20 protein-coding genes are annotated in these 25,542 nt (G+C 39.4%); 10 read left to right on the top strand and 10 right to left on the bottom strand.

What is annotated here, in order from left to right:
* Positions 1-36: 36 nt before the first annotated feature.
* The 4 genes from B2O97_RS04845 to B2O97_RS04830 form a co-directional block, all read right to left on the bottom strand.
* A complete protein-coding gene (locus tag B2O97_RS04845) occupies positions 37-1,527 on the bottom strand; it encodes a SusD/RagB family nutrient-binding outer membrane lipoprotein (RefSeq protein WP_075991327.1) in 1,491 nt (496 codons plus the stop codon).
* A 13-nt stretch (positions 1,528-1,540) separates the two neighbouring features.
* Positions 1,541-4,777 carry a SusC/RagA family TonB-linked outer membrane protein gene (locus tag B2O97_RS04840; protein WP_145330281.1) on the bottom strand — a complete coding sequence of 1,079 codons (3,237 nt, stop codon included), beginning with the start codon at positions 4,775-4,777 and terminating at the stop codon, positions 1,541-1,543.
* Between the two features lie 647 nt (positions 4,778-5,424).
* Entirely contained in the window at positions 5,425-6,696 is a 1,272-nt protein-coding gene (gene serS, locus B2O97_RS04835; RefSeq protein ID WP_070565070.1) for a serine--tRNA ligase, read from the bottom strand.
* Positions 6,697-7,008: 312 nt separating this feature from the next.
* Positions 7,009-8,082 carry a class I fructose-bisphosphate aldolase gene (locus tag B2O97_RS04830; protein WP_070565068.1) on the bottom strand — a complete coding sequence of 358 codons (1,074 nt, stop codon included), beginning with the start codon at positions 8,080-8,082 and terminating at the stop codon, positions 7,009-7,011.
* 111 nt (positions 8,083-8,193) lie between these two features.
* On the opposite strand from B2O97_RS04830, the gene rsmI reads away from it, so the two are divergent.
* From rsmI to B2O97_RS04810, 4 genes are all read left to right on the top strand, one after another.
* On the top strand, positions 8,194-8,859 hold the full coding sequence (gene rsmI, locus B2O97_RS04825) for a 16S rRNA (cytidine(1402)-2'-O)-methyltransferase (protein ID WP_175441977.1): 666 nt from the start codon (positions 8,194-8,196) through the stop codon (positions 8,857-8,859).
* A 36-nt stretch (positions 8,860-8,895) separates the two neighbouring features.
* The gene (locus B2O97_RS04820; RefSeq protein WP_070565062.1) at positions 8,896-9,618 is read left to right on the top strand and encodes a PH domain-containing protein; all 723 of its coding nucleotides are present in this window, start codon (positions 8,896-8,898) and stop codon (positions 9,616-9,618) included.
* Between the two features lie 23 nt (positions 9,619-9,641).
* Complete coding sequence (gene lnt, locus B2O97_RS04815) at positions 9,642-11,267, top strand: apolipoprotein N-acyltransferase (RefSeq protein ID WP_286767043.1); 1,626 nt, start codon at positions 9,642-9,644, stop codon at positions 11,265-11,267.
* 208 nt (positions 11,268-11,475) lie between these two features.
* The gene (locus B2O97_RS04810) at positions 11,476-12,612 is read left to right on the top strand and encodes a cysteine desulfurase family protein (RefSeq protein WP_286767042.1); all 1,137 of its coding nucleotides are present in this window, start codon (positions 11,476-11,478) and stop codon (positions 12,610-12,612) included.
* Between the two features lie 171 nt (positions 12,613-12,783).
* On the opposite strand, the gene B2O97_RS04805 is transcribed toward B2O97_RS04810, so the two are convergent.
* Together B2O97_RS04805 and B2O97_RS04800 are read right to left on the bottom strand one after the other, a co-directional pair.
* The gene (locus B2O97_RS04805) at positions 12,784-13,203 is read right to left on the bottom strand and encodes a copper resistance protein NlpE (RefSeq protein ID WP_286767041.1); all 420 of its coding nucleotides are present in this window, start codon (positions 13,201-13,203) and stop codon (positions 12,784-12,786) included.
* Between the two features lie 84 nt (positions 13,204-13,287).
* On the bottom strand, positions 13,288-13,620 hold the full coding sequence (locus tag B2O97_RS04800) for a tetratricopeptide repeat protein (protein WP_286767040.1): 333 nt from the start codon (positions 13,618-13,620) through the stop codon (positions 13,288-13,290).
* A gap of 401 nt (positions 13,621-14,021) precedes the next feature.
* Here B2O97_RS04800 and B2O97_RS04795 point away from each other — a divergent pair, with 401 nt between their 5' ends.
* From B2O97_RS04795 to B2O97_RS04775, 5 genes are all read left to right on the top strand, one after another.
* Entirely contained in the window at positions 14,022-14,759 is a 738-nt protein-coding gene (locus tag B2O97_RS04795; RefSeq protein WP_286767039.1) for an electron transfer flavoprotein subunit beta/FixA family protein, read from the top strand.
* Positions 14,760-14,779: 20 nt separating this feature from the next.
* Complete coding sequence (locus B2O97_RS04790) at positions 14,780-15,754, top strand: electron transfer flavoprotein subunit alpha/FixB family protein (RefSeq protein ID WP_286767038.1); 975 nt, start codon at positions 14,780-14,782, stop codon at positions 15,752-15,754.
* 115 nt (positions 15,755-15,869) lie between these two features.
* Complete coding sequence (locus B2O97_RS04785; RefSeq protein WP_088160444.1) at positions 15,870-16,496, top strand: bifunctional nuclease domain-containing protein; 627 nt, start codon at positions 15,870-15,872, stop codon at positions 16,494-16,496.
* A gap of 45 nt (positions 16,497-16,541) precedes the next feature.
* Positions 16,542-17,912, top strand: a complete 1,371-nt coding sequence (locus B2O97_RS04780) for a nucleoside permease (RefSeq protein WP_070565037.1) — start codon at positions 16,542-16,544, stop codon at positions 17,910-17,912.
* A 39-nt stretch (positions 17,913-17,951) separates the two neighbouring features.
* Positions 17,952-19,277, top strand: coding sequence for a mechanosensitive ion channel family protein (locus B2O97_RS04775; RefSeq protein WP_286735900.1), 1,326 nt, complete (start codon positions 17,952-17,954; stop codon positions 19,275-19,277).
* A 422-nt stretch (positions 19,278-19,699) separates the two neighbouring features.
* Here the strand turns inward: B2O97_RS04775 and B2O97_RS04770 are convergent, their stop codons facing one another.
* From B2O97_RS04770 to B2O97_RS04760, 3 genes are all read right to left on the bottom strand, one after another.
* Positions 19,700-21,259, bottom strand: coding sequence for a calcineurin-like phosphoesterase family protein (locus tag B2O97_RS04770; protein WP_286767037.1), 1,560 nt, complete (start codon positions 21,257-21,259; stop codon positions 19,700-19,702).
* A 345-nt stretch (positions 21,260-21,604) separates the two neighbouring features.
* Positions 21,605-22,108 carry a hypothetical protein gene (locus B2O97_RS04765; RefSeq protein WP_236560122.1) on the bottom strand — a complete coding sequence of 168 codons (504 nt, stop codon included), beginning with the start codon at positions 22,106-22,108 and terminating at the stop codon, positions 21,605-21,607.
* 91 nt (positions 22,109-22,199) lie between these two features.
* Positions 22,200-22,772: a C40 family peptidase gene (locus tag B2O97_RS04760; protein WP_070565028.1), complete on the bottom strand. Its 573-nt coding sequence runs from the start codon at positions 22,770-22,772 to the stop codon at positions 22,200-22,202.
* 175 nt (positions 22,773-22,947) lie between these two features.
* On the opposite strand from B2O97_RS04760, the gene B2O97_RS04755 reads away from it, so the two are divergent.
* Positions 22,948-23,844, top strand: coding sequence for an EamA family transporter (locus B2O97_RS04755; RefSeq protein WP_286767036.1), 897 nt, complete (start codon positions 22,948-22,950; stop codon positions 23,842-23,844).
* A gap of 177 nt (positions 23,845-24,021) precedes the next feature.
* Here the strand turns inward: B2O97_RS04755 and mtaB are convergent, their stop codons facing one another.
* Positions 24,022-25,344: a tRNA (N(6)-L-threonylcarbamoyladenosine(37)-C(2))-methylthiotransferase MtaB gene (mtaB, locus tag B2O97_RS04750; RefSeq protein WP_046673996.1), complete on the bottom strand. Its 1,323-nt coding sequence runs from the start codon at positions 25,342-25,344 to the stop codon at positions 24,022-24,024.
* Positions 25,345-25,542 lie beyond the last annotated feature (198 nt).

Below are 25,542 nucleotides of genomic sequence, written 5' to 3'. Positions count from 1 at the left end.
GAAATTGCCGCTCCCACAAGCATATAATCTAAGAGACTACTTAACGTCCCACCATACCGGTGTATAGATTACAACGTTACCTGGATAATTGCTATTTGTTGTTGCTTCACTAAGTGCGTAAGGCATGCGCAAAGGCATTCTGTCTTCACCTAAAGTTGAAGCTGCAGATTTAACAAAGAAGGTTGGATACCCCGTTCTTCGCCATTCAGTCCAAGCTTCGAAGCCTTGGAAACCACACATTGCATAATACTTTTGTGTGATAATAGCTTTTACTTTAGCCTCCACATCGCCAGTGAATTTAGCATCTGGCGCATCAGCAATATATTTGGCAGCATCTGCGGCGTTACCTGTTGCTTTAAAGCTCTCTGTAATACCAGCACTATATAAGCTCTGTGCATCTCCCGTTCCCCAACCTCTTACAACTGCCTCAGCCTGTAAGAACAAACTTTCGCTTGCAGAAAACAGTTTTACTGGTGCTACTGCAGATGTTTGACTCATGGCATTACCTCCAACCATTGGAGAAGGAGTAGATACTAATTTTTTTGAATTACTTGAATACGTCCCTTGAGCAATGTAAGCAATTGTATCCTGTATCTTTGGTTCGTTCGTTTCTGGATCTGTGTATTCAACTTTGTCATAGAAAGCAAATCTGCGAGGATCATTATTTTTGACAAAAGCTTGCACAACGGTTCCACTAGCTACAACATTTTGAGTTTTTCCTAAACCAACCATTTCATTGTAGAAAGGATTTTCATTACCCCCTGTTGTTGTATAAGTGATTGTCGCATCTTGATTCAAGAAAACAGCATTGCTCGCATAAAGTGCTTTAATACCTGCAGCAGCTTTGGTTGCGTTCACATTAGAAAGGCGTAAATAAGCTCTTAATTTTAAGGTATTAGCAAAAGCCTTCCATTTTTCAAGATCGCCATTGAAAATCATATCCTGACTTGCTACTGGAATGGCTTGTTTCACAGCTAGTAAAGATAGTCCTTTATCAATATAATTAAAAATTGAATCGTATACAACTTCCTGAGCTTCATATTTTGGACTCAAATTTCCATCAGCCTTTGATGCTTCAGAAAGCGGAATATCCCCGAAAGCATCGGTTGCAACCTGATATGCATAAGCTTTCAAAATGTGAGCGATACCTTTATAATTTTCGTTATCCGCCACTTTTGAATTGATAATCAATTCAGCGTTGTTTAAAGTTCCCCTGTAGATATTACCCCAAACTCTATCCATAGAAGTATTGGTGATTCTATACTGATCGATAACTCTATATTGAGAAGACGTTGGGTTTTGTGTCCAATACTGTCCCCAAATATTACCAAATACCTGAAAAGAATTTCCAACCACCTGACTGATTGAGGCTTCTACTGTCGGCAATAACAAACTAGGTGTTGCTGACTCCGGGTTATTTGGATTCTCATTGATATCCAAGAATTTATTACATCCAGTCAAGCCCATTGTCGCAACTAAAGCCACAACTAGGAATTTCTTGGTATTATTAAATTTTATAGTTTTCATACTTTATTCGCTTTTAAAATGAAACTTTAACATTAATGCCATAGTTACGCAGTGAAGGTTGTGCGGTAAAATCAAAACCTTGTGCATTACCAGCACCTGATGAATTCACCTCCGGATCAGCATATTTATTTTCGCTTGGCGTCCAGATAAACAGGTTATTTCCAAACAAACCAATAGAAGCAGCTCCAAAAGGCGTGTTTTTCAATTGATTTTTCGTGAATTTATAGCTCAGTGTCAAGTTACGAAGCTTGATGTAAGTTGCGTCCACTACATTCATTCCAGACTCCAGTGAACCATAGTAATTTTGCTTATCGTAGGTTACCGATGTATTTTCAATAGAGTTTCCGTTATCATCCAAGTAGACAGAATTTGGGAAAATCTGTGCAATTCGCTCACCACCGGTTTCAGCAGATGTTCCAACGAAAGCCATGATATCTTTTGTTCTTGAAAAGAATACACCGCCTTGTTTTGTATCAAATAAAGCACTCATTGACCAATTTTTGTAGGTCAGGTTAGTACCCAAGGATGCTTGGAAATCTGGATTATAGGTACCTAAATATTGTGGTTTTTCAGTAGCTAATGGCATACCGGATGCCTGATCTACAATCGTACGACCCTGAGCGTCCGTAGCATTTGTAACTCCATAAAACTCACCATATGGACGACCTACCGCTGCCACGATATTCATACCAGAGAAACCACCGACAGAAACCTGTTCTACACCGGGCATCAATTCGATAACTTTACTGTTATTTTTTGTGAATGTTCCAAACAATTCCCATGTCAAATTCTCTGTTTTCACCGGTGTTCCTCTCAATGTCAATTCAACACCATTATTTTGGACCTTACCAGCATTTACCAAGGCAAATCCGTAACCTGTTGAAACTGGAATTGGAATACTTAGGATTTGATTTTTCGAATTATTTTTGTAATAAGTGAAATCTGCGTAAAGACGATTATTTAAGAAACCTAATTCAGCACCTACTTCGAATGATGTTGTGATTTCAGGTTTCAAACCTGCATTTCCAATTGTATTACTTGACATCAACGCGGATACGTTTCCAAATGGAAAAGTTGTTGAACCAAAACCGCCAGCAATCGTACTTCTAGAGAACGTTGTAATTAATTGATATGGATCTGTATCTGAACCAACTTGCGCCCAGTTTGCACGTAATTTGGCATAATTGAACTTGCTCTTCAATTCAGGTTTAAACAATTCAGATAGAACAAATGATCCACTTACGCTTGGGTAAAAGAAAGAATTATTTTGTTTTGGCAAAGTGGATGACCAATCGTTACGTGCTGTAGCTTGTAAATAAGCTATATTTTTATACGAAACATTCAAATCTCCATAAACACCTACTAAACGACGATTGCTCCAAGTATCTTCGATTAGATCCAATGGACCATTCGAGTTAGCTAAATTATACCAACCTGGTACTACAAGTCCTCCACTTGAATTGGTAGCAGTGCTATTATTCGAAGTTTTGCGTTGACGAATATTATTACCAATCATAAATGATGCATCCCAGTCCTCATTAAATTTATGAGTAGCGGTTGCCATGAAATCATGTACAATTTCATTCACATTAAATTGATCGATTCTATAACTTCCTGGATCCGTTTGAACGTTTCCTTTCACATAATTACCTGTAGAGTTATCAGCAGGCAGGTAGCTATATTTTGGAGACTGCGCTCTTCTACGATCGGTATAATTGTCTAAACCTACACGTTCTTGAAATGTTAACCATTCGGTCGGCTTATAATTCACATTGAAGTTCCCCATAATGCGGTTCACATCATTGTAATTATTATAATTCGCTAATACCCAATAAGGGTTCATGGTATAAGCACCGTAATAACCGTATACATCATCATGCAAAACACCGTTTGCATCCGTATATCCATACGCATTATACGGATTTGAAAGATCTTTCAATCCTTTAACATCAATATCGCGCGGGGTCTGCAATAGGTTGTTATAAACAGAACCGCCACCTTGGCCACCACCGACATTGTTACTGTTAATACGGCTATAATTTACAGAAACACCGGCACTGAATTTATCAGAGAATTCCGTGGTTCCATTAAATCTGACACCATATTTATTGTAGTTATCTTTCTTCCCAGGATAAACACCATTTGAATTCAAGGCATTTAATCCCAGATAGAATGTAGACTTTTCTGAACCGCCTGAAAAACTAAGGTTATTGTCAGAAGCAATACCCAGATCAAAGAAATCGCGTACATTATCTTTTACTGCAGAATAAGCTTTCTTCTGGCGAACGCCATCTATCGCCTGTCCCCATTCTTGAACATTGCCTGTAAAAGGAGCTCCCCACGAACCATTTTCCCTCGGATCATTCACATAATCAATAAAAGCTCCTGTCTTTTCATCAAATGCAGCATAGCCTTGTCCGTATTCATTTTGAAATTCAGGTAACTTCAAAATAGAAGACAATGTATTGGTGGAGCTAAATGTAATGGCACTTTTCGCACCTTTTTTTCCACTTTTCGTTGTAATGATCAACGCACCATTCGAAGCTCTTGAACCATACAATGCCGCCGCCGCAGGGCCTTTTAATACGGTCACGGATTCGATATCATCCGGATTGATATCATTACCACGGTTACCAAAATCCACACTTGAAAGATCACTTGATCCACCAACTTTACTTGTATTATCAATCGGCGTACCATCAACAACAATCAGTGCTTGGTTATTTCCAGCAATAGAAGAACCACCACGTAATACAACACGAGATGAACTACCTGGAGAATTTGATGTAGAGGTAATGTTTACCCCTGCAACTTTACCAGCTAAAGAATTGATCGCACTCGAATTACGGCCTTCTGTCAATTCGTCGCTCTTAATTGTTGGCGCAGAATAACCTAACGAACGTTTCTCCCTCTTAATTGCATTTGCTGTAACAACAACTTCTTCCAAAGCATTGTCATGATTTACTAAAGAGACATTGAATACCGTACTGTTGTTATTAACAATAATAGTTTTATCATCAAAACCAACGGAACGGAATACGACAACCTTACCTGCCGGTACATTCAATGAATAATTACCATCAGTATCAGTCTGCGTTGCCTGATTAGTTCCTTGTACAACTACTGTCACCCCTGGTATTGCTTTACCGTCAGCAGATGTAACACGACCACTAATCTTCTTTTCTTGAGCGAATGCAACCGAAGTCAGAATCATACCGCCAACAAGAAAACTTAGTAATGTTTGTTTCATGTTTTAGTTAGTTAATTTTATTATTTTTTCTAATCCTATATATTGATATAAATTATATCCGTTATCATAACCGTCTAAACATAAATTGCCTAGACAATAAACAGCAAAAACATAACATGCTATTGCAGTTTATTCAGTAACAGTTGAAAATATTTTTGGAAAAGCGGGCCCCAGGTAGACGCAGGGTCAGTCCTTAGATAAATATCCAGCTGTAAAATTTGCTCTTTTCAGCATTTACAGTAAATAATAGTTAGTGCGATTTTTATTAGCGGTGTCAAATATAGAAAGCCAAAGTTGCTTTTACAAGTTTTTTAACATAATCTCCAGAAAACAGGAAATACCGCAATAATAAGTTCACAATTTTACAAATTGTTACAAAAGAATCATTTTAGAATAAAAATTCTTCAAACAATTTTCAAACAGAATTTTATACGGAATCAGCCATAATTAACAAAACATTAACAATGTTATAAGAAAACGTTAACATGTTATTCTATTATTTTTCTGTATTAAAACACAAGTAATTTATAATGATTCTAAACACTTTAAAATCGAATTATAACAAAAAAAAGACGCTCTACCTTCTCAGGCTGAGCGTCTTTCACTGTGATGTTAAATTAGTGCAAAAGCAACTTATTTATTGATATTTAATCGATATACTCAAATTTAGTGTACGGCACCAAAACTGCAGGAATCTTAATTCCTTTTTCCGTTTGATTATTCTCCAATAGCGCTGCGACAATACGTGGTAAAGCTAACGCCGAACCGTTCAAGGTATGTGCCAGCTGCATCTTGCCATCAGCATTTTTAAAACGGACTTTCAAACGATTCGCTTGATAAGTTTCAAAATTGGAAACGGAAGATACTTCTAACCAACGTTTCTGAGCAGAACTATACACTTCCATGTCATAGGTCAATGCAGAAGTAAAACTCATATCTCCACCGCAAAGGCGCAATACACGGTAAGGAAGCTCTAATTTCTGCAACAGACGCTGTACGTATAAACTCATTTCCTCGAGCACTTCATAAGACTTTTCAGGATGTACAAGCTGCACCGTCTCCACTTTGTCAAATTGGTGTAGTCGGTTCAATCCACGTACATGTGCCCCATATGAACCTGCTTCACGACGGAAACATGGTGTATAAGCACAATGTTTGATCGGAAACTGTCCTTCTTTCACAATCTCGTCTCTATAAATGTTGGTGACCGGAACTTCAGCTGTAGGGATCAAATACAGATTGTCGTTACCCACATAGTACATCTGTCCTTCTTTATCCGGTAATTGTCCCGTAGCAAATGCAGAATCTTCATTGACCAAAATGGGCACCTGTACTTCCTCATAACCTTCTTCTGCGGCCTGATCTAAAAAGAAATTGATCAATGCCCGTTGCAATTTAGCGCCTTTACCTTTATAGATAGGAAAACCTGCACCGGCAACTTTTACGCCAAGCTCTAAATCAACAATATCATATTTGTTCAACAATTCCCAATGCGGCAATGCATCCTCCGACAAAGCCGGGATTTCGCCATGGCTCAAAACAACTTCATTGTCCTCAGCACTTACACCTGTTGGAACGGATTGATGCGGTAAATTAGGTAATTGCACGATCTTCTCATTCAATGCTGCTTCAATTGTTCCCAATTGATCCAAAAGTTGCTTCACTTGCTCCTTATATCCCGAAGATTTGGATTTAACGGTTTCAGCTTCTTCTTTTTTACCTTGGCGCATCAGATCTCCAATCTGTTTTGCTGCCACATTAGCCTCTGCCGAAAGTGCGTCAGATTCCGATTGGATCTTACGACGCTCTTCATCTAAACTGATGATTTCGTCGACCAATCCAATTTCCTTGAAATGCTTGACAGCCAATCTTTCGATTACCGTATCCCTGTTCTCACGGATATAATTTAATTGCAACATAATATAAATGTGTTATTTAAAATAGTGAACAAACTTAGATAAATTTGCCTTTATTTACAAGCAATTTTATTCCTAAACCACCATCCAAAAGGCTTTTTGACTACTTTACGGCGCTCTATTTTCATTACACCGCATCGCCTAACATCCATCAGCCCATGGAAGACCAATCTTCCATGGAACCGATGTTTATAACCCATGATCCATAAAAAGAGCGTATCCATTAGACGCCTAATCGATACGCTCTATAATTCGATCTATATTCAAAGCCCTGTGCTGAGATTCAACCTGATGAACTCATGTGATGCGCATTTGCTAAGCAATGCTTACCTCATCGCATAAATAAACATCCTGAATGGCATGTAATAATGCGACACCTTCATTCATTGGCTTTTGGAAAGCCTTACGGCCAGATATCAACCCTGTGCCACCTGCACGCTTGTTGATAACCGCAGTTTTTACAGCTTCCTGGATATCATTCTGTCCCGAAGCTCCACCAGAATTGATCAAGCCAGCCCGACCGGCAAAGCAATTAAGCACCTGGTAGCGGCATAAATCAATAGGATGATCGGAAGAAAGCCGCGTATACATGCGTTCATCCAGCTTTCCATAACTACTTTTCCCCATATTTAATGCTTTAAAGCCTCCGTTTAATTCAGGTAGTTTTTGCTTAATAATATCCGCTTTGATCGTTACGCCCAAATGATTGGCCTGTCCGGTAAGATCCGCTGCTAAATGATAATCTTTATCACCTACTTTAAAGGCCGAGTTGCGCAGATAACACCATAATACCGTCGCCATCCCCAAAGAATGTGCTTCTTCAAATGCTTTTGCTACTTCGATAATCTGACGGTCTGATTCCTCAGATCCAAAATAGATGGTCGCCCCTACCGCAACTGCCCCCATATTCCAGGCTTCGCGAATTGTTCCGTACAAGATTTGGTCGGCTCGATTAGGATAGGTCAATAGTTCATTATGATTGATTTTAACCAGAAACGGAATCTTGTGTGCATACTTTCGGGCAACGGCTCCTAAAACACCAAAGGTAGATGCCACGGCATTGCAGTTTCCTTCCAAAGCTAGCTTGACAATATTTTCCGGATCAAAATACTGTGGATTTGGAGCAAAAGAAGCTCCTGCACTGTGTTCGATTCCCTGATCTACAGGCAATATCGAAAGATACCCGGTATTGGCTAACCGTCCCGTTCCAAAAAGTTGCCCCAAACTCCGCAAGACCTGTGGGCTACGGTCACTCGAACTATATACTTGGTCAATAAATGCTGCTTGTGGAAGATGAAGCATTGTTTTGGAAACTGCGGGTTGATCAAATTCTAATAAATAACTCGCTTCAGCACCCAGATGTGCCTGTATTTTTTCAATGTATTGCATAATTTATTTAAAATAAAGTGATGGAGTTTACCATTATCTTTAAAATAAAACTCCAAAAAGCACAGAATGTTTTAGCGCATATTATATAGTAAAAAAAACTTAACTTTGACCATGTTATATTTAGTTCCAACACCTATTGGCAATCTGGAGGACATGACGTTCCGTGCGATCAATGTCCTGAAAGAAGTGGACCTCATCTTAGCAGAGGATACAAGGACCAGCGCTCCCCTTTTGAAGCATTTTGGAATCGACAAAAAAGTATTTGCGCATCATCAGCACAATGAACATAAAGCGGTATCTGAAATCATTAAATTCTTGAAAGAAGGGCAAAACATTGCATTGATTTCAGACGCAGGGACGCCGGCGATCTCAGATCCGGGATTTTTGCTGGTGCGTGAAGCCATCAAAGAAGGGCTTGAAGTGCAGTGCTTACCAGGCGCAACAGCTTTCGTGCCAGCGCTTGTCAATTCGGGGCTTCCCAATGACCGTTTTTGCTTTGAAGGTTTTCTACCCGTAAAAAAAGGACGGCAAACACGCTTAAAAGCTTTGGCAGAAGAAAAAAGAACAATGATCTTCTACGAATCACCACATCGTATTCTCAAAACCATCGAAGAATTTATCACCGTTTTTGGGCCAGAAAGACAGGGGTCGATATCACGTGAGTTGAGCAAACTCTATGAAGAAAATGTTCGGGGAACATTAACTGATTTAAAATTACACTTTGAAAACAATCCGATTAAAGGAGAATTTGTATTTTGTGTAGCAGGATTGGAATAAATTTTGACAATCTTTAGGTATTAAAAAGTATTTGACATGAACATGGAACAATTTGCACAGGACGGGCAGGACATAAAAATCATTGAAAAATTGGTGACTAAAGTCCAAGATATGCTTACTCCAGGAGAAAAAATAGATTATATCGCAGTTCAAAAGAAACCTGCTGTAACCATTTTACCGGATAGTATCACGATTAGTAATAAACGCATTTTTATGTGCGAATTTACCAAACTGGGCTTGGCGACTGATTTTGAAATATTTGGTTGGCAAGACATCAAGGATATTGCTTTTAAGGAAGAAATATTTGGTTCAAAAGTGACTGTTATCCCTTTTACAGGAGAAAATCTGAGCATAGATTATATTCCAAAAGTTCAGGCGAGAAAGCTTTATCAATATATTAAAGCTGCACTTGAAAATTATAAAAAAGCCGAACTGGCCGCCGAAAAAGAAAAAATAGTCATTGCTCCAACAGTTGCAAAGGAAGTGATCATCGAGCGACAAGAAAGTAATGCAGCGGTTCAGCCAGCAGTTACAGCGCCTGCTCCAGCGGCGCCAATTCAGGCACAGCAACCGACCGGATCAACCCCTGCTGTTCCTCCGGTTTCGGCAGCCCCTATCGTCCCTCCCGCTCCCGCCAAAGAAGAGGAAGATGATGAAATTACCTTAAAGCTCAAAAAATTAAAAACACTCTTCGACAAACAATTGATTACCCAAGAGGAATACGAGAGTAAAAAGAGAGAAGTTTTATCCAGTTTATAATCATAAATGGGAGAAAATATATAGTGAAAAATAACTATCTACTGGCACTTTTAAGTGCCTTTTTATTGTGGTTGGGCTGGCCTCCAATCCCCTATTCCAGTCCATTGTTATTTATTGGGTTTGTGCCACTACTCATTGCAGTGGAAAATATTATCCGGAGTGAAACATTCAAAAAGAAAGGCCTCAACATATTTCTTACTGCAGGACTCACCGCAGTTATCTGGAATACGGCCTCTATTTATTGGGTATACAACTCCATTTCGGCAGTTATGCCGCCTTTTGCAGCTGTTATCATCAGTCTGATCCCTTTTTGCCTTGGCGCCGCTTTAATGGCGCTAGCTTTCAGGCTTTATGGGCAATTACGACGTAAAACGAACATTCTGTTATCCCTTTTCGGATTAATGGGATTCTGGATAAGCTATGAATTTCTACACGAATCCTGGGATTTAGCCTTCCCTTGGATGACTTTGGGCAACGGTTTCGCCAGTTTTCATCAATTGATCCAGTGGTACGACATTACAGGGGTTTATGGTGGAACAATATGGATCTGGTTAGTCAATATCTTAGTATTTACACTTTACCTCAATCGAAAAGGACTTTATCCGATCAAACGTAAGATTGTCCCGATAGCTTCTTTGGCTGCAGTATTGTTAGTTCCCAGCACCTACTCGCTGGTACGTTACTTCAACTACGAAGAACATCAGAATCCGGCACAGATTGTCGTTGTGCAGCCTAATATTGACCCTTATATTAAATTCAATTTAAGTCCTGAAGAACAATTAAACACCTTACTTTCCTTGTCGAGTTCGGTCGCCAAACCCAATACAGAGTTTTTTATCTGGCCTGAAACGGCACTTTCACAGAACGGCTATTTTGACGAGGAAAACTTTAGGGAAACGTATTCTTACCAGCGCATTTTAAAGTTTTTAGATCAATATAAAAATGGCAATGTACTTTCCGGTATTGAAAGTTATCAGCTGTACAACTATGCAAAAACACCTACTGCGCGTGAAATAGCTCCTAATGTATATCAAGATAATTTCAATGCCGCAACATTGATCGATTATTCCTCCAAACTTCAGTTTTACCATAAGTCCAAACTCGTTCCGGGCGTAGAGCAAATGCCTTTTGGGGCAGCGATGAACTTCCTGAAACCTTTATTTAAAGCATTCGGTGGTACGACGGGTGGCTACGGAAAACAGACTGAACCTTCCGTATTCTATGCCCAGAGCGGTATTGGTGCCGCACCCGTTATCTGTTATGAATCCATCTGGGGCAATTATGTTTCCAAATACGTCAAAAAAGGCGCTCAGTTTATTGCCATTATCACTAATGATGGCTGGTGGGGCAATACTTCGGGTAAAGACCAGCATTTACAGTATGCCAAACTGCGTGCGATTGAAAACAGGCGCTGGGTTGCCCGGTCGGCGAATACAGGGATTTCAGGCTTTATCAACCAACGTGGTGATATTGTACAGCAGACTAAATGGTGGCAGCCTGCGGCCCTAAATCAGGAAATCAATTTAAATGAAGAAATTACGTTCTACACGCAAGCAGGTGATATCGCTGCCTATTTGGGTTTGGTGCTCGCACTAGGAGGAATTGTGATACTCATCGTGGTCAGACCAAAAGAGAACTTGTCTAAATAGAAAAGTAGCGCCAAACTGAAGTAATAGATTGGCGCTATTTTTTTCATCAGAACGGAAAAATACTCATCTTATTCCTTTCCAGGCAAAAGAGCCTAATTCTGATGAGACCCGCTACGCCAGCACTGTCAGCTACAATTAGGAAAATAAAATGATAAAAATAAGTCATTTTATACCTCTAATTTACTTGAGAGATTTGTAATTTTGCAGCATGCAAGTATATTTTGATAATGCAGCGACTACAGCCTTAGATCCTGAAGTAATAAAAGTAATGGTCGATGTGATGAACAATAACTTTGGAAATCCATCTTCTATCCATAGTCACGGACGACAAGTAAAAACAATTGTAGAAAAAGCACGTAAAACGATCGCCAATCTACTTCATGTATCTCCAGCAGAGATCTTCTTCACATCGGGCGGAACCGAGGCGGACAATATGGCCATCGTTCGGTCAATCGCCGACTTTGGAATAACCCATGCCATCACCTCACCTATTGAGCACCATGCGGTATTGCATACGTTAGAGGAGTTGGAGAAAGCTGGTAAGGTACACCTTGATTTATTGGAAGTTGACCAGAAAGGTAATTTAAATCTCAACCAGCTGGAAGAACTTTTAACTACCAATCCGCGTACTTTTGTTTCCATTATGCATGCCAATAATGAGATCGGAAATCTCAACGATATTCAACGCATCGCCGAGTTATGCCAAAAGTATAATGCGATATTCCATTCGGATACTGTACAGACCATGGGTCATTACCCACATGATCTTGGCAGTCTGAAAATAGATTTTATAACCGGAGCTGCCCATAAATTCCATGGCCCGAAAGGAGTTGGTTTTCTTTATATTAATGCCAACAACAAAATTAAACCATTGATCTACGGTGGAGCACAAGAACGTAACATGCGTGGCGGAACAGAAAATGTCTATGGAATAGCGGGTCTTGCCAAAGCTTTGGAACTTGCCTATGAGCACATGGAAGAACACCGCGCTTATATTCAAGGACTCAAATCTTATATGATCGACGAGTTGCAAAAAGCAATCCCCGAAATTGATTTTAATGGTGTTATTGAACCAGAAAAATCACTGTATACCGTACTAAATGTTTCTTTCCCATGTAGTGACCTTGCTGACATGCTTTTATTCAACCTGGATATTGCAGGGATCTCTTGTTCTGGTGGCAGTGCCTGCAGCTCAGGAACAGACATCGGATCGCATGTATTGGGTGCAATCAAATCAAGCTCGGAGCGTCCTTCGGTTCGTTTTTCATTCTGCAAGCATAATACAAAGGAAGAAGTCGATTTTGTGGTAGCAACCTTGAAAGAACTTTGTACAAAGAACAAATAACATTTCCAGATATAGCTTCAAGGATGACCCGCAAGTGAAGAAAAAAATCTCAAGCTTGTAGCAATAAGAACTTATTCGATAGCCGAAAACAGCTATACATCCAAAAACATAAAAAAGCCGAAAGTATACTTTCGGCTTTTTTATGTGTTAATATAGCCCTTAGGCTATATATCAATTTTTTGTCAAGACATAATATTTGGAAATATCACCCGTAATATCATTTCCGGAAAGATCCAGCTGGCTGAGTATCCGATTTCCTAATTTGAACTTATAGTCGACGCCGTCCAATGTAATGATGTTGCCATCCAATTTCCATTTTCCTTCACGCATAAACACATCATCACTTTTATTAAGGTATTTAGATGAATATTGGTAGGTGTTGTCTGCATGCAATGAAATAAGCGTTTCTATACCATCACAATCCGCACAAGGCATGACACCTCTATATTCACCAGTCACTACTTCCGCCTTATCCCTACCTTTTAGGTCTTGTAAATTATCTTTATAGACCGCAACACTTTGTTTGGGATTATCACATCCCACCATTCCAATTGTCAATAACAAACCCACAATCCAAATATACCTTTTCATCTCATTCCAAATTCAAAAAAATCAGCATCTAACAGTTACACCAATAAATTCATAACAAATTAAATACCAAAAATTTAGAAAAGATTAAAAATCATCTTCATCATCGTCTGTCAAGAATGACAATGCACCTTGTAACTCGCCCAAAGCATGGAAATTACGCGTCTTGCGAGCGATCTCAATCCCGGATCTATAGGTATTAATCGCGTACTCCTGTCTATTCAATTTTTCGTACAATTTACCCAAATGATAATACGTTCCTATATAATCTGGATTCGTATGTACTAAATTCTCAAATCTTACCATGGCCTCTTGTTCATCTTCCTGCTTGAGATATTCAGCTGCAATCGCATATTTTAAAAATGGATCTTCAGGGCTCTCTTTCAAAAATTCATTCAGTTGATCCAATCGTGTCGACATATCTTTTTTATTTCAAACTTAGACAAATTGCATATTATATGCAATTTAATTGTATATCCACTAAAACAATTCCTTGTCTCTCCATATCACACGAAAGGTTTTTATAAACAGGGACCCCGAATGAGCTGCGATGTTATATAAAATTACTATGCTAGCATATAAAATGACAATTTACTGACGTAATAAATCTATTGTCAAGAACCGGCTATTTAAAATAAAAAATTACAAAAATGACAATAAAACACATCAATATTATATCACATCAAAAAAAATAAAAGAAAAAAACTAGTAAAATTACAAATTCATCAAAATCTCAAGACAACTTTTTAACAGCATTTAAAACGCCTTAGCACTTTTTAATTGAAAGAAAATATGGTAAGTTTGAGTAAAACCAATCGTATATGAAAATATTAGTTTGTATAAGTAATGTCCCTGACACTACATCCAAAATCACTTTTACAAATGACAACACTGCATTTAATACAGCTGGTGTACAATTCATTATAAACCCTTATGATGAAATTGCTTTATCCAAAGCAGTTGAGTTGGCCGAAGGTGGAAAAGGAACCGTAACTGTCATCAATGTGGGCGATGCATCTACTGATGCAACCATTCGAAAAGCATTGGCAATTGGTGCAGACAATGCTGTACGGATTAACGCCGTTCCGCGCGATGCTTGGTTTGTTGCGAATCAGATAGCACAATATGCCAAAGACAATGCATTTGATTTGATCTTAACCGGCCGCGAATCAATCGACTATAACGGTGCTCAAGTGGGAGCAATCGTAGGAGAACTGCTGCATATCCCTTCTGTTTCCATTGCCAAAAAAGTTGATATTGCGGGCGACGCAGTCACAGTTGAGCGCGAGATTGAAGGTGGAAAAGAAGTATTGACAGCAAAGCTGCCCATCGTCATTGGTACAGCAGAAGGTGTTGCCGAGCCAAAAATACCGAATATGCGTGGTATTATGAGTGCGCGGACCAAACCATTGGATGTGCTGGAACCTTCCACTATAGACGTTCTTGAACACATTGTCAGCTATGAGACACCTGCTCCGCGCGGTTCGGTCAAACTTGTTGACGCTGCCGAGGTAGAAAAATTAGTTTCTCTTCTTCACGACGAAGCTAAAGTTATTTAATCTTTAAACGCTAAAACACTATGTCTATACTCGTATATGTAGAAAATACCGATGGAAAATTCAAAAAATCAGCTTTTGAAGTTGTTTCTTATGCAAAATCCATCGCCGATAACATACAGACTGATCTTGTGGCTATTTCAATCGGAAATGTCGCTGAAGACGAACTTGCTGGTTTAGGCAAGTACGGTGCTTCCAAAGTATTAAATGTCAATAATGAACAACTTGCTTCTTTTGTAAACCAAGCGTATGCAAGCATCATTGCTGAAGCCGTAAAAAGTACCGGTTCAAAAATACTTGTGCTGTCCAACTCATTCTCAGGTAAGGGACTCGCTCCACGTATTGCAGCCAAATTGGAGGCTGGTCTGGCCGATGGCGCACTCGAATTGCCCACAATCAATGGCGACAAACTGACTGTCAAAAAAACAGCGTTCTCCAATAAAGCTTTCGCTACGCTCGAACTATCCTCGGATATAAAGGTCATCGCACTAAGCCCGAATGCATATGAAACAAAAGAGACCGGTGGTAGCGCAAATGTCGAAACTTTTGCTCCCAATATTGACCAAACAGATTTTACAACGATGGTCAAAGAGATTGTTCGAGCAACAGACAAAGTTTCCCTGCCCGAAGCTGAAATCGTCGTCTCCGCAGGCCGTGGTTTAAAAGGCCCCGAGAACTGGGGTATGGTGGAAGAACTTGCAGACGTCCTTGGTGCAGCTACAGCATGTTCAAAACCGGTATCTGATGCAGGCTGGCGCCCGCATTCGGAGCACGTAGGCCAAACAGGTATTGTTGTTAGCCCCAATCTCTACATTGCTATCGGTATCTCCGGAGCAATACAGCATTTGGCCGGAGTAAGCTCTTCTAAAACAATCGTTGTCATCAATAAAGATCCAGAAGCGCCCTTTTTCAAAGTGGCCGATTATGGAATTGTAGGCGATGCTTTCGACGTCGTTCCGAAATTAACGCAGGCATTGAAGGCTTACAAAGGTATTTAAAGCTTTCTTCCGATATATTCTCCCCATTTATCCAAAATGAATGGGGAGTTTTTATTTGTTATAATTGGATATAAAAGCAAATTTATCTAAGTTTGTAGACCGCTTTGGAATTAAAATGAAGAAAATCAGATTAGATATCGTTGGTTTATCCTATAGTCAAACGCAATCTGGGGCTTATGCTCTTGTATTGGGAGAAGTGGAGGGCAACAGAAGATTGCCCATCATTATCGGCAGCCATGAGGCTCAAGCTATTGCTATTCGGATAGAGAAAATGATTCCTAGTCGTCCGCTGACACACGACCTATTTCAATCTTTTGCAGATTCTTTTGGTATTAAACTCATTGAAGTACTGATCTATAATTTGATTGAAGGGATATTTTATGCTAAAATTATCTGTTCCGACGGCAACAAGATTGTCGAGATTGATGCCCGCACATCCGATGCCGTTGCACTGGCTGTACGGTTTGAAGCTCCGATCTATGCCTACGAATTTATTATGTCCTCTGCTGGAATTATCATTGAGGGACATGAGTTCGCATTTTTGGAAAACCTAGACAAGTCCAACAAAGTTCAGGATCCAAGTGTTGTTGAGATCGAAGAAAAAACACCTTCAAAATCCCCACAAAATCCTTTCTCCACGTTGACAGATGAGCAACTGGAGCAAGCACTTAATCAGGCATTGACCGAAGAAAACTACGAGCAGGCTGCCTTGATTAGGGATGAGATTTCCAAAAGAAAATAACCCCTTTCATTAAAGCGAAACAAAAATTTTAAATAACATCGATTTATGTCTATTAAATTAAGATTGACCATTATGAGCTTCTTTCAGTTCTTTGTCTGGGGAGCATGGTTGATTACAATAGCAAACTATTGGTTTGGCACAAAACAATGGGATGGTACACAATTTGGAGCTATTTTCGCAACCATGGGGATCGCTTCTTTATTTATGCCTACCCTGATGGGAATTATCGCCGATCGTTGGATAAATGCCGAAAGATTATATTTTATCCTTCACTTATGTTATGCGGGTGTTTTATTCTATTTACCGCAGGTAAATGATCCAAACACTTTTTTTTATGCAATGCTAGCGGCGATGTGTTTTTATATGCCCACTTTGGCCCTATCCAACTCCATTGCATATACGGCATTGAATGAAAATAACTACGATTTGGTCAAGGCATTCCCCCCTATCCGGGTATTCGGAACGATAGGCTTTATCGTCGCCATGTGGATCACCAATTTAACCGGCAACAAGGCTACAGCTTATCAATTTTATATCGCCGGAACCGCAGCGCTGGCTTTAAGTCTCTATGCTTTTACGCTACCTAAATGTCCACCAAAAAAGTTACAACAGGAAGATGCCTCCTGGACACAACTATTAGGCTTAGAGGCATTTAAACTTTTCGGAAATTATAAAATGGCTTTATTTTTTATTTTTTCCATGTTCTTGGGGGCCGCACTCCAACTGACCAATGCCTACGGTGATGTATTTTTGGATGAATTTAAATTCTATCCTAAATTTGCAGAATCTTTCGTTGTGAAATACTCGACCATCATTATGTCGATTTCCCAGATATCCGAGACACTATTTATTTTGGCTATTCCATTTTTTCTCAAAAGATTCGGTATAAAAAAGGTCATGCTGATTTCTATGTTAGCCTGGGTATTACGTTTTGGATTATTCTCCTTTGGTGACCCTGCAGGCGGACTTTGGATGATTGTATTATCCTGTATCGTCTATGGTATGGCATTTGACTTCTTTAATATCTCAGGTTCTTTATTTGTTGAAACCTCAACAACTTCGAGCATACGCAGCTCGGCACAAGGTTTGTTTATGATGATGACAAATGGTTTTGGTGCCGTTGTAGGCAGTTTTGCATCGGGTTGGATCATTGACCACTACTTTACCAAAAGTTTTCAAAACAGCAAAGATCTCGCACAATATTTAGATACAACAATCGACAACACCCATTTTCTACATTTTCTGCAGGAAAAGAGTATCTCAATCTTACCTGACGGCATGTTAAGTGGTAACCTCATGCTGAAAGACTGGCATGACATCTGGCTAGCTTTTGCCATCTACACCTTGATTATAGCAGTCCTTTTTGCGGTCTTCTTTAGACATAAACACGAGCGTGAACCGCTCAATTCAAAATAACAAAAAGCCGCTAATTGCGGCTTTTTGTATATTTGTAACATGCAAAGCACAGCAACGGAATTATTCAAAGATTCTCAATCCCACATCTATAATTGGACATTTCAATGGATTAAACAATTTGGTCTTGATAATCAGGGGAGTCATTTTGTTAACTCGATCCTTTTACTCTTACTGGTTGTCTTGTTTTTGATCATCATTGACTATTTCACCAAAAGAACATTACTCCTGTTAACAATCAAAGCCATCAGACGTAGTACAAACCGCTTTGATGATCTGTTGATCCGTAATAAAACACTGAAACTTGTTGCTCATTTTGTTCCGATATTAGTGGCACAATATATCATGCCCATTATCTTCATGGGTTTTCCAACCTGGAAAGAAAACAGCAATAAAATACTTGACATAGCGACGACTGTCGTCAGTTTATTGATTATTCATTCGCTCCTGAAAAGTTTGCGGGATATGCTGCGAATGAAGAAATCTTTTGCAGACAAACCTCTGGAGAGTTATTTACAGGTTTGTCAGATTATCTTATTGTTTATCGGCGGAACGATCTGCTTTTCAATATTGACAGGAAAATCTCCCTGGTCTTTCTTATTATCCTTGGGTGCCGCATCCGCAATTCTGATGTTGGTATTCAAAGACACTATACTAGGATTTGTTGCCAGTATACAAGTTTCGGCCAATGACTCCATCCGTGTCGGAGATTGGATAGAGATGCCCAAATATGGCGCCGATGGAACGGTCAAAGAGATTAACCTCAATAATGTAAAAGTACAGAACTTTGATAAGACCATTACGACGATACCGACACATACGCTATTGTCGGATTCGTTCAAAAATTACAGGGGCATGCAGCAGTCGGGCGGTAGGCGCTTAAAGCGGGCCATAAATATCAAAATTTCCACGATTCGATTTTTAGAAAATGAAGAAATTGAAAAACTCAAAAATATACAGATCCTGCGGCCGTATATCGAAGAGCGCGCCAGGACAATTGACCAATTCAACACCCAGCAGCAGATAGATCAGTCAAGCCCCATAAACGGTCGCAAAATGACCAATTTAGGGATGTTCAGAGCTTACACACTCACCTATTTACGTCAAAACCCCAATATCCACAAGACCATGCCCCTGATGGTGCGTCAGCTTGCTTCAACCGAACACGGTGTTCCAGTCGAACTTTATTTCTTTGTAAACGATATCCGCTGGGAATATTACGAAGGAATTGTTTCGGATGTATTCGACCACCTATTTGCCGCCACAAAATACTTCGACCTGGAGATCTTTGAAAATCCGGCATCGGATGATTTTCGGCGTGCTATCCGGCATAAAAGCCTTCATGACTTCGCAGACCAACAACAATAAAAGCGAACGGAATGTTCTTTCTGGCCAATAACATCAGACACTTTCAGAAGATATTATCGCTGTCGAACCAAGTGTTCAGCCGAACTATGTGTTCATATATTGCTAAGGTTCATATACCAAACGAATTACCAGGCAAAACCTTGTCTGCATAAATCAAATGAACTGTAAGAACAGGCCAGCCGAGAAGCAGTTAAATGCTGGTATCGTAAGATAGCCTAAAAGGTCTAAAACAGTGAAAGGTAATCTGGGGAGATTACCTTCACTTTAAAAACAAACTAAATTTTCAGACGTGTTTCACAACAGATCTACACATTAACCCTAACTCTTTATGAATCAAAAATTACTCTACACAAATATAGGATCGTTATGTTAAGTGCATCTTAAGCTATCTTTAAACTTAAAACAACTCTACAAATGCTTATTTATCTCACCTCAATAGTCTTTGTTGCCAGGTGTACTCTATTGAAAAGATCAACCGCCTGAACCTCAATCTGATATTTACCAGCTTTAAGTTTGGGCAAATTAGCTGTCCACAGATGACTGGATTTTTCGGGGTTCGAAGGTCTACGCGTATTCTTTAATTCGGTTGCTGTATCGTATTTAGCAAGAGAATTTAGGAATGCCGGATCGTTTTCATTGACAAAATCCATTTCCTTCCATTCGCCCTGATTGATTCTATACGTTACCTTGTCACCTTCCTTTCCAATGAAAAAATTAGCGTATATCGGGTATTTCTTTGTGTATTTTTCTGGAACGACTGATGCGCCATATAAATCAATCTGATACGTTGCCGGCTTACCGACAACCTTATAATCAAAACTGTACTGGTTGCCCTCGATTTTTAAGATGGCATACCCTTTTGGTGTACCGTCCCGCATTGTAGAAACAGGAATTCCCTTTTCATTCAACTCGCCCGAATACCAGTCGCCAGAGGTTGTACCCACATTATACTCGTGATGTGGCTTTTCTTGTTTCCATCCTTCGTTTTGTCCATAAAAATATTGCCGCTGAAAGTGTGTATGCGCGGATAAAGACAAGGTATGCTTAAATGGAGCCAAAATATCGAACAGACGTTGTCTATCTTCGTTACGAAAGACATCCGAGTTTTGATGGTATAAAGGAATATGAAATGCCAACACAATCAATTTATCTTTAGCAACGTTTTTTAAGTCATTTTCCACAAAATCAAGCTGATCTTTACGGAATCCGCCTAAATAACCTTTACCTGTCCGTGGATTCGGATAAATGATATTATCAAGAATGATAAAATGCGTATTTCCATAGTTGAACGCATAATTATTGGGGCCAAACGTCCGCTCGAACGATTCATCGGAGAGGCTATCCACTTTAGCATCATAGTTCATATCGTGGTTTCCCATGACATTATACCATGGCAAGCCCATCGTGGAAATCACCGATTTATATTTTGGCTGGAGTGAAAGATCGTCTCCCACCAAGTCGCCTAAGCTTATTCCGAATTTTGCAATTGTCTTATTGGAAATTTCATTGATCACACCATTTTTGAAATAGGCCAGTTCTTCCTCCGTGTAAGCCTGTGGATCACCAAAAACAAAAGCTGAAAAATTAGGATCCTCATCTTGTTGATACATTGCAAAATTTACAGCAGCAGGGATTTTTCCTGTAGCAGCAACAGCAGGGTATTTTGAAACTGGACTACCGTTTACTTTATGGATATAATAGAATTTTGGGTGGTTATTTTCATCCAAGGGCAAAGCATAGCCTGTTGGTTTAACCACAAAAATGATGTTGTCATTTCCAACGGGCAATTGGTAATTACCATCTTTATCAGTCGTTGTCACTTCACGCCCGTTACTAACAGAAACAGACGCAATGCCTTGTTCGTTTTTATCTAATTTTCCGTTCTTGTTTGCGTCCAGATAAACTTTTCCTTTTGCAAAATCTTGCGCCTGCACAGCGTTTACGCATGCCCAGGAAATTGCTAGTGCCAAAAATGCTTTCATATGAAATTTTGTTTTGGCGCTAAAGTATTCGATTCAGGTTAACGGAGTATAAAGAGAATATAAAGAATTTATCAAAAAAACAAAGGAAGCCATTTAACACTCTTGTATTAATTAATCCATATTTGGCAGTATCGTTATAGGGACTTTATCCGTGTTTTATACGTATTCATCCGAATGAGGTCCCTATCAGGTCCCTATTAAGTCCCTATAAAATCCCCATTAACATATATGTTGTTGGCCGGTTAAATCCTTCTTCCATCCTTTGTTTTCAGACGGATATTCGGCACAAAAAAAGAGAAACCAATGACTTGATTTCTCTCTTTACCCTTAGGGCCTATTTCTTAACTATCTGGCTTGCGCAGTTGCCAACATGCGGTTGACTTCATCGATCATTGATTTTGCTGCATCGTGCATCCGAGGGTTGCCTGCAAAATCTGCATCCAAAGTGATATGCTTGGACTTATCTTTATAGTTGAACTCTAAATAAAAACGTGGGACTTTAGAATTTGTTGAATCCTGCTGCCATTCAGGACCGGTCATATCAGTATCCAAGTTCCAAAAGCCGAGCTCCATTGCTTTGCGATGCAGGTATAATAAATCGTCTTTTGTAAATTTTACAGTATCGGTAATTAGAGAATCTTTTTTGTCTAAATATTTATAGATACGTGTTTTTGAATTGTATTCGTTGACCATGTGGTTCGGCTCGCCATATTTGAATTCAATGGATTCAAAATCGGCAAAACGAAAAGGGGCATTTTTGATCATATTACTGTAGTAATAAACACAATACATCAAAAACGGCACAATAATACAAAGGCCCAAAAAAATCTTCTTACTCTTGATTGTCATTTCTATAAAATTTTGACAAAAATAAGGATTTATACAGGGTATAAAAGTTTATATCAAGATATGACATAAAACCTACATGAAATTCACGCGTTTAGATATTGGGAGAGCCCGCGTCAACAAAGGTCTTCGCATACCAACTGTCGGAAAGATCAGAGATAATAACACCTTTCCGTGTCGAAACATGAACGAACTTATTATTATGCAGGTATACACCAACATGATCTATTCCATTTCGTCCGAAAGAAAAAAACACGAGATCTCCTTCTTCAAGTTTATCGACCTTTTTTCTCTTTACTATTCCTTCCATGTCACGCGAAGTCCGCGGCAAATTCCCTTTGTATACTTCAATATAGAGCAGATTAACAAATCCCGAGCAATCTACCCCCGATTTGGTCTGTCCACCCATACGATGCGGTATCCCCATCCAATCGTCAATAAAGGAATAAAGGTGCGGATTTAGTTTTTTGGTACTCACATTGAGCAAGTCTGCATAATTGTCAAGTTTGAATCCCGAAAAAGTTTTTCCACGCGCTGAGCTCGCATCTGTCAAAACCGAACCATTGGAAGAATGTGTTTTGGAGCTAAGTACCTTTTTCTTCGTTGAACAACTGCTCAAAAATAGAACTGCACCTAAAAAGAAGATAAAATAAGATCTGACACCCATGCTGTTCGATTTACGTTCTTGCTTAACAAACTTACTTGCATAACAAACTTAATTAAATTGCTGTTGATATCCAATAAATTTGCTTGCCCCCGGAGATTGCTTTTCTTGATAAGAACGTCAGATAAGAAAAAGAATTGTTCAGAAATCGTAACTTTGACGCCTAATTTATTTGAGAATGGAAAAATTAAAAGGTGCATTAGCTGTCTTTTTCGGTGCGAGTAGTTTTGGGATACTATCAACGTTTGTTAAAAAAGCCTATGGTAAAGGGTTGAATTTAGGAGAGGTAACGGGAATTCAGGTATTGTTTGGCATGCTTATCCTTTGGCTTATCTATATCATCATCAAACTCTTTTCGGCAAAGTCATTTCACTCTTCAAGCAAGAAATCTTCATGGATCAAGATATTAATCAGTGGTACTTCGACCGGTTTGGTGAGCATTCTCTATTACAAATGTGTACAGCTTGTTCCGGCTTCCTTGGCCATTGTACTGTTGATGCAGTATATTTGGATCGGTGTGCTGATTGAATTTATCTTTTTCAAGGCAAAACCTTCAAAAAACAACCTGATTGGCATCGGCATTGTACTCATTGCAACATTATTAGCGACTGGACTTCTTGAAAAAGGCTTACAACAGCTCAACTTAACAGGTGTCTTATTTGGTCTTTTAGCGGCGACCGCCTATTCGGTCTTCATGATCGTCAACGGTCGTGTCGGCAATGACTATCACCCCATTCAAAAAAGCGCTATTATGGTAACGGGGGCCTGTATCATGGTCTTTACCTTATTTCCACCTGCTTATTTATGGAATGGTCAATTTGATGGTAACTTCCTTTATTTCGGCTTGATCCTTTCTCTATTTGGCACAGTCATCCCGCCTTTATTGTTTGCCTACGGCTTACCTAAAACAGGCTTCTCCTTAGGCGGAATATTGAGTTCGGCGGAGCTACCTGTAGCCACCTGTATGTCATTTTTTATACTTCATGAAAGTGTATCCACGATACAATGGCTCGGGGTGCTTTTGATCTTGGGTACCGTCATCTGGTTGAACGCAGCAAAGAGCAGTACGCATTAGAGGTACCGATTTACTTCCGGTCAGATTTCAGCCGTCAATTTGATCAGAAATACAACAGCATACTGCAATCAATAGGGAAATTTTGGAATTCTCTTTAGCGAAAAAAGGCAATCTTATGCGGGAAGATTGCCTTTTTTATATGTTATAAATCTTAATATAGTATAACCCTTAAAAAGATTAATGTGTCAATGTCTCCGGAATTTCTTCTACTTCCACTTCACAGGAATCCGTTACTTCCATAAATTTAACCGGTACAACCTCATTCACCAATAATGGATCGTATAAGGTCCGTACTTTGACATAGTTTTTAGAAAAACCATGCATATAACCATCTTTTTCGTCTGCTTCAAACAAAACATCACCAGTCTCACCAAGCTGTGACTCATAAAACGCACGGCGCTTCTTCTCCGAAAGGATGTGCAACATTTTGCTACGGTCGCTGCGTTGAGCTCCCGGTACAGCACCGTCCATTTGAGCAGCAATCGTATTCTCCCTTTCTGAATAGGTAAAGACATGCAGGTAAGAAATATCCAAATCATTCAAGAAATTGTATGTATCGATAAAGTCTTCACGTGTTTCTCCCGGAAATCCGACAATAACGTCAACACCGATACAGCAATTAGGCATCAATGACTTGATAAATGCGACACGCTCTGTGTAAAGTTCTCTTTTGTACCTTCTGCGCATTAAACTCAGAATTTTATTGCTTCCAGACTGCAGTGGCATATGGAAATGTGGAACAAAACGTTTTGATTGCGCCACAAACTCAATAATATCATTGGAAAGAAGATTGGGTTCTATCGAGGAAATACGGATTCTATCAATCCCTTCGACTTCATCCAGTGCTTGTACCAAATCCAAGAACCGGTCTTCGCGCTTACCATCCCGAATACCAAAATCGCCAATGTTTACACCTGTTAAAACGATTTCTTTGACGCCTGAAGCTGCAATTTCTTCCGCTTGACGCACAATATCTTCGATCTTACCCGAGCGGCTTCCGCCACGTGCCAAAGGAATCGTACAAAATGTACATGAATAATCGCACCCGTCCTGTACTTTTAGGAAGGTACGCGTACGATCGCCAATCGAATAAGCCGAAACAAATTGATTGGTCTCATCGATTGGACCATTATAAACGATCGTTTTTTCCTGTTTCGTCAAATCATTGATATGCTCAATAATATTAAACTTTTCAGCTGCACCTAAGACCATATCCACTCCCGGAATCTCTGCAATCTCTTTTGGTTTTAGCTGCGCATAACAGCCAACAATCGTAATATAGGCGTTGGGAGAGTGCTTTAAAGCTTCCTTCACTACTTTTCTACACTTCTTGTCAGCATTATCCGTTACCGAACATGTATTGATTACATAAACGTCTGCACGGCTATTGAACGCTGTAGTATCATAGCCCGCATCTTTAAATAAACGACCAATGGATGATGTCTCTGAATAATTCAGTTTACATCCAAGTGTATAAAAAGCTACTTTTTTATTCTCCATAATATTTTGCAAAATTACATTTTTTTTCAGTAACCCCTCTTATCATTTTAAGTTTTGACTTTCTCGTTATAAGGATTTTCCTTAGTTTTGACTATCTTGAAAGGTTGAATGCACCGGCGGCTTATTACGGACAAACTAAATTAGAGCCGGACATGATGTATTCAAAAAATCCCCGATTGAGAATCAGACACATAAAAT

Origin of the sequence: Sphingobacterium sp. UBA865, from assembly GCF_002295765.1 — a bacterium.
GTDB lineage: Bacteria > Bacteroidota > Bacteroidia > Sphingobacteriales > Sphingobacteriaceae > Sphingobacterium > Sphingobacterium multivorum.
Note: the sequence above shows the minus strand (reverse complement) of the source record. Positions and strands in the feature narration are given on the sequence as shown.

What these genes read in the sequence shown, in the direction of transcription:
- B2O97_RS04845 (WP_075991327.1), bottom strand. Translation starts at nt 1,527, where the DNA reads ATGAAAACTATAAAATTTAATAATACCAAGAAATTCCTAGTTGTGGCT.
- B2O97_RS04840 (WP_145330281.1), bottom strand. Translation starts at nt 4,777, where the DNA reads ATGAAACAAACATTACTAAGTTTTCTTGTTGGCGGTATGATTCTGACT.
- serS (WP_070565070.1), bottom strand. Translation starts at nt 6,696, where the DNA reads ATGTTGCAATTAAATTATATCCGTGAGAACAGGGATACGGTAATCGAA.
- B2O97_RS04830 (WP_070565068.1), bottom strand. Translation starts at nt 8,082, where the DNA reads ATGCAATACATTGAAAAAATACAGGCACATCTGGGTGCTGAAGCGAGT.
- rsmI (WP_175441977.1), top strand. Translation starts at nt 8,194, where the DNA reads ATGTTATATTTAGTTCCAACACCTATTGGCAATCTGGAGGACATGACG.
- B2O97_RS04820 (WP_070565062.1), top strand. Translation starts at nt 8,896, where the DNA reads ATGAACATGGAACAATTTGCACAGGACGGGCAGGACATAAAAATCATT.
- B2O97_RS04810 (WP_286767042.1), top strand. Translation starts at nt 11,476, where the DNA reads ATGCAAGTATATTTTGATAATGCAGCGACTACAGCCTTAGATCCTGAA.
- B2O97_RS04805 (WP_286767041.1), bottom strand. Translation starts at nt 13,203, where the DNA reads ATGAAAAGGTATATTTGGATTGTGGGTTTGTTATTGACAATTGGAATG.
- B2O97_RS04800 (WP_286767040.1), bottom strand. Translation starts at nt 13,620, where the DNA reads ATGTCGACACGATTGGATCAACTGAATGAATTTTTGAAAGAGAGCCCT.
- B2O97_RS04795 (WP_286767039.1), top strand. Translation starts at nt 14,022, where the DNA reads ATGAAAATATTAGTTTGTATAAGTAATGTCCCTGACACTACATCCAAA.
- B2O97_RS04790 (WP_286767038.1), top strand. Translation starts at nt 14,780, where the DNA reads ATGTCTATACTCGTATATGTAGAAAATACCGATGGAAAATTCAAAAAA.
- B2O97_RS04785 (WP_088160444.1), top strand. Translation starts at nt 15,870, where the DNA reads ATGAAGAAAATCAGATTAGATATCGTTGGTTTATCCTATAGTCAAACG.
- B2O97_RS04780 (WP_070565037.1), top strand. Translation starts at nt 16,542, where the DNA reads ATGTCTATTAAATTAAGATTGACCATTATGAGCTTCTTTCAGTTCTTT.
- B2O97_RS04775 (WP_286735900.1), top strand. Translation starts at nt 17,952, where the DNA reads ATGCAAAGCACAGCAACGGAATTATTCAAAGATTCTCAATCCCACATC.
- B2O97_RS04770 (WP_286767037.1), bottom strand. Translation starts at nt 21,259, where the DNA reads ATGAAAGCATTTTTGGCACTAGCAATTTCCTGGGCATGCGTAAACGCT.
- B2O97_RS04765 (WP_236560122.1), bottom strand. Translation starts at nt 22,108, where the DNA reads ATGACAATCAAGAGTAAGAAGATTTTTTTGGGCCTTTGTATTATTGTG.
- B2O97_RS04760 (WP_070565028.1), bottom strand. Translation starts at nt 22,772, where the DNA reads ATGGGTGTCAGATCTTATTTTATCTTCTTTTTAGGTGCAGTTCTATTT.
- B2O97_RS04755 (WP_286767036.1), top strand. Translation starts at nt 22,948, where the DNA reads ATGGAAAAATTAAAAGGTGCATTAGCTGTCTTTTTCGGTGCGAGTAGT.
- mtaB (WP_046673996.1), bottom strand. Translation starts at nt 25,344, where the DNA reads ATGGAGAATAAAAAAGTAGCTTTTTATACACTTGGATGTAAACTGAAT.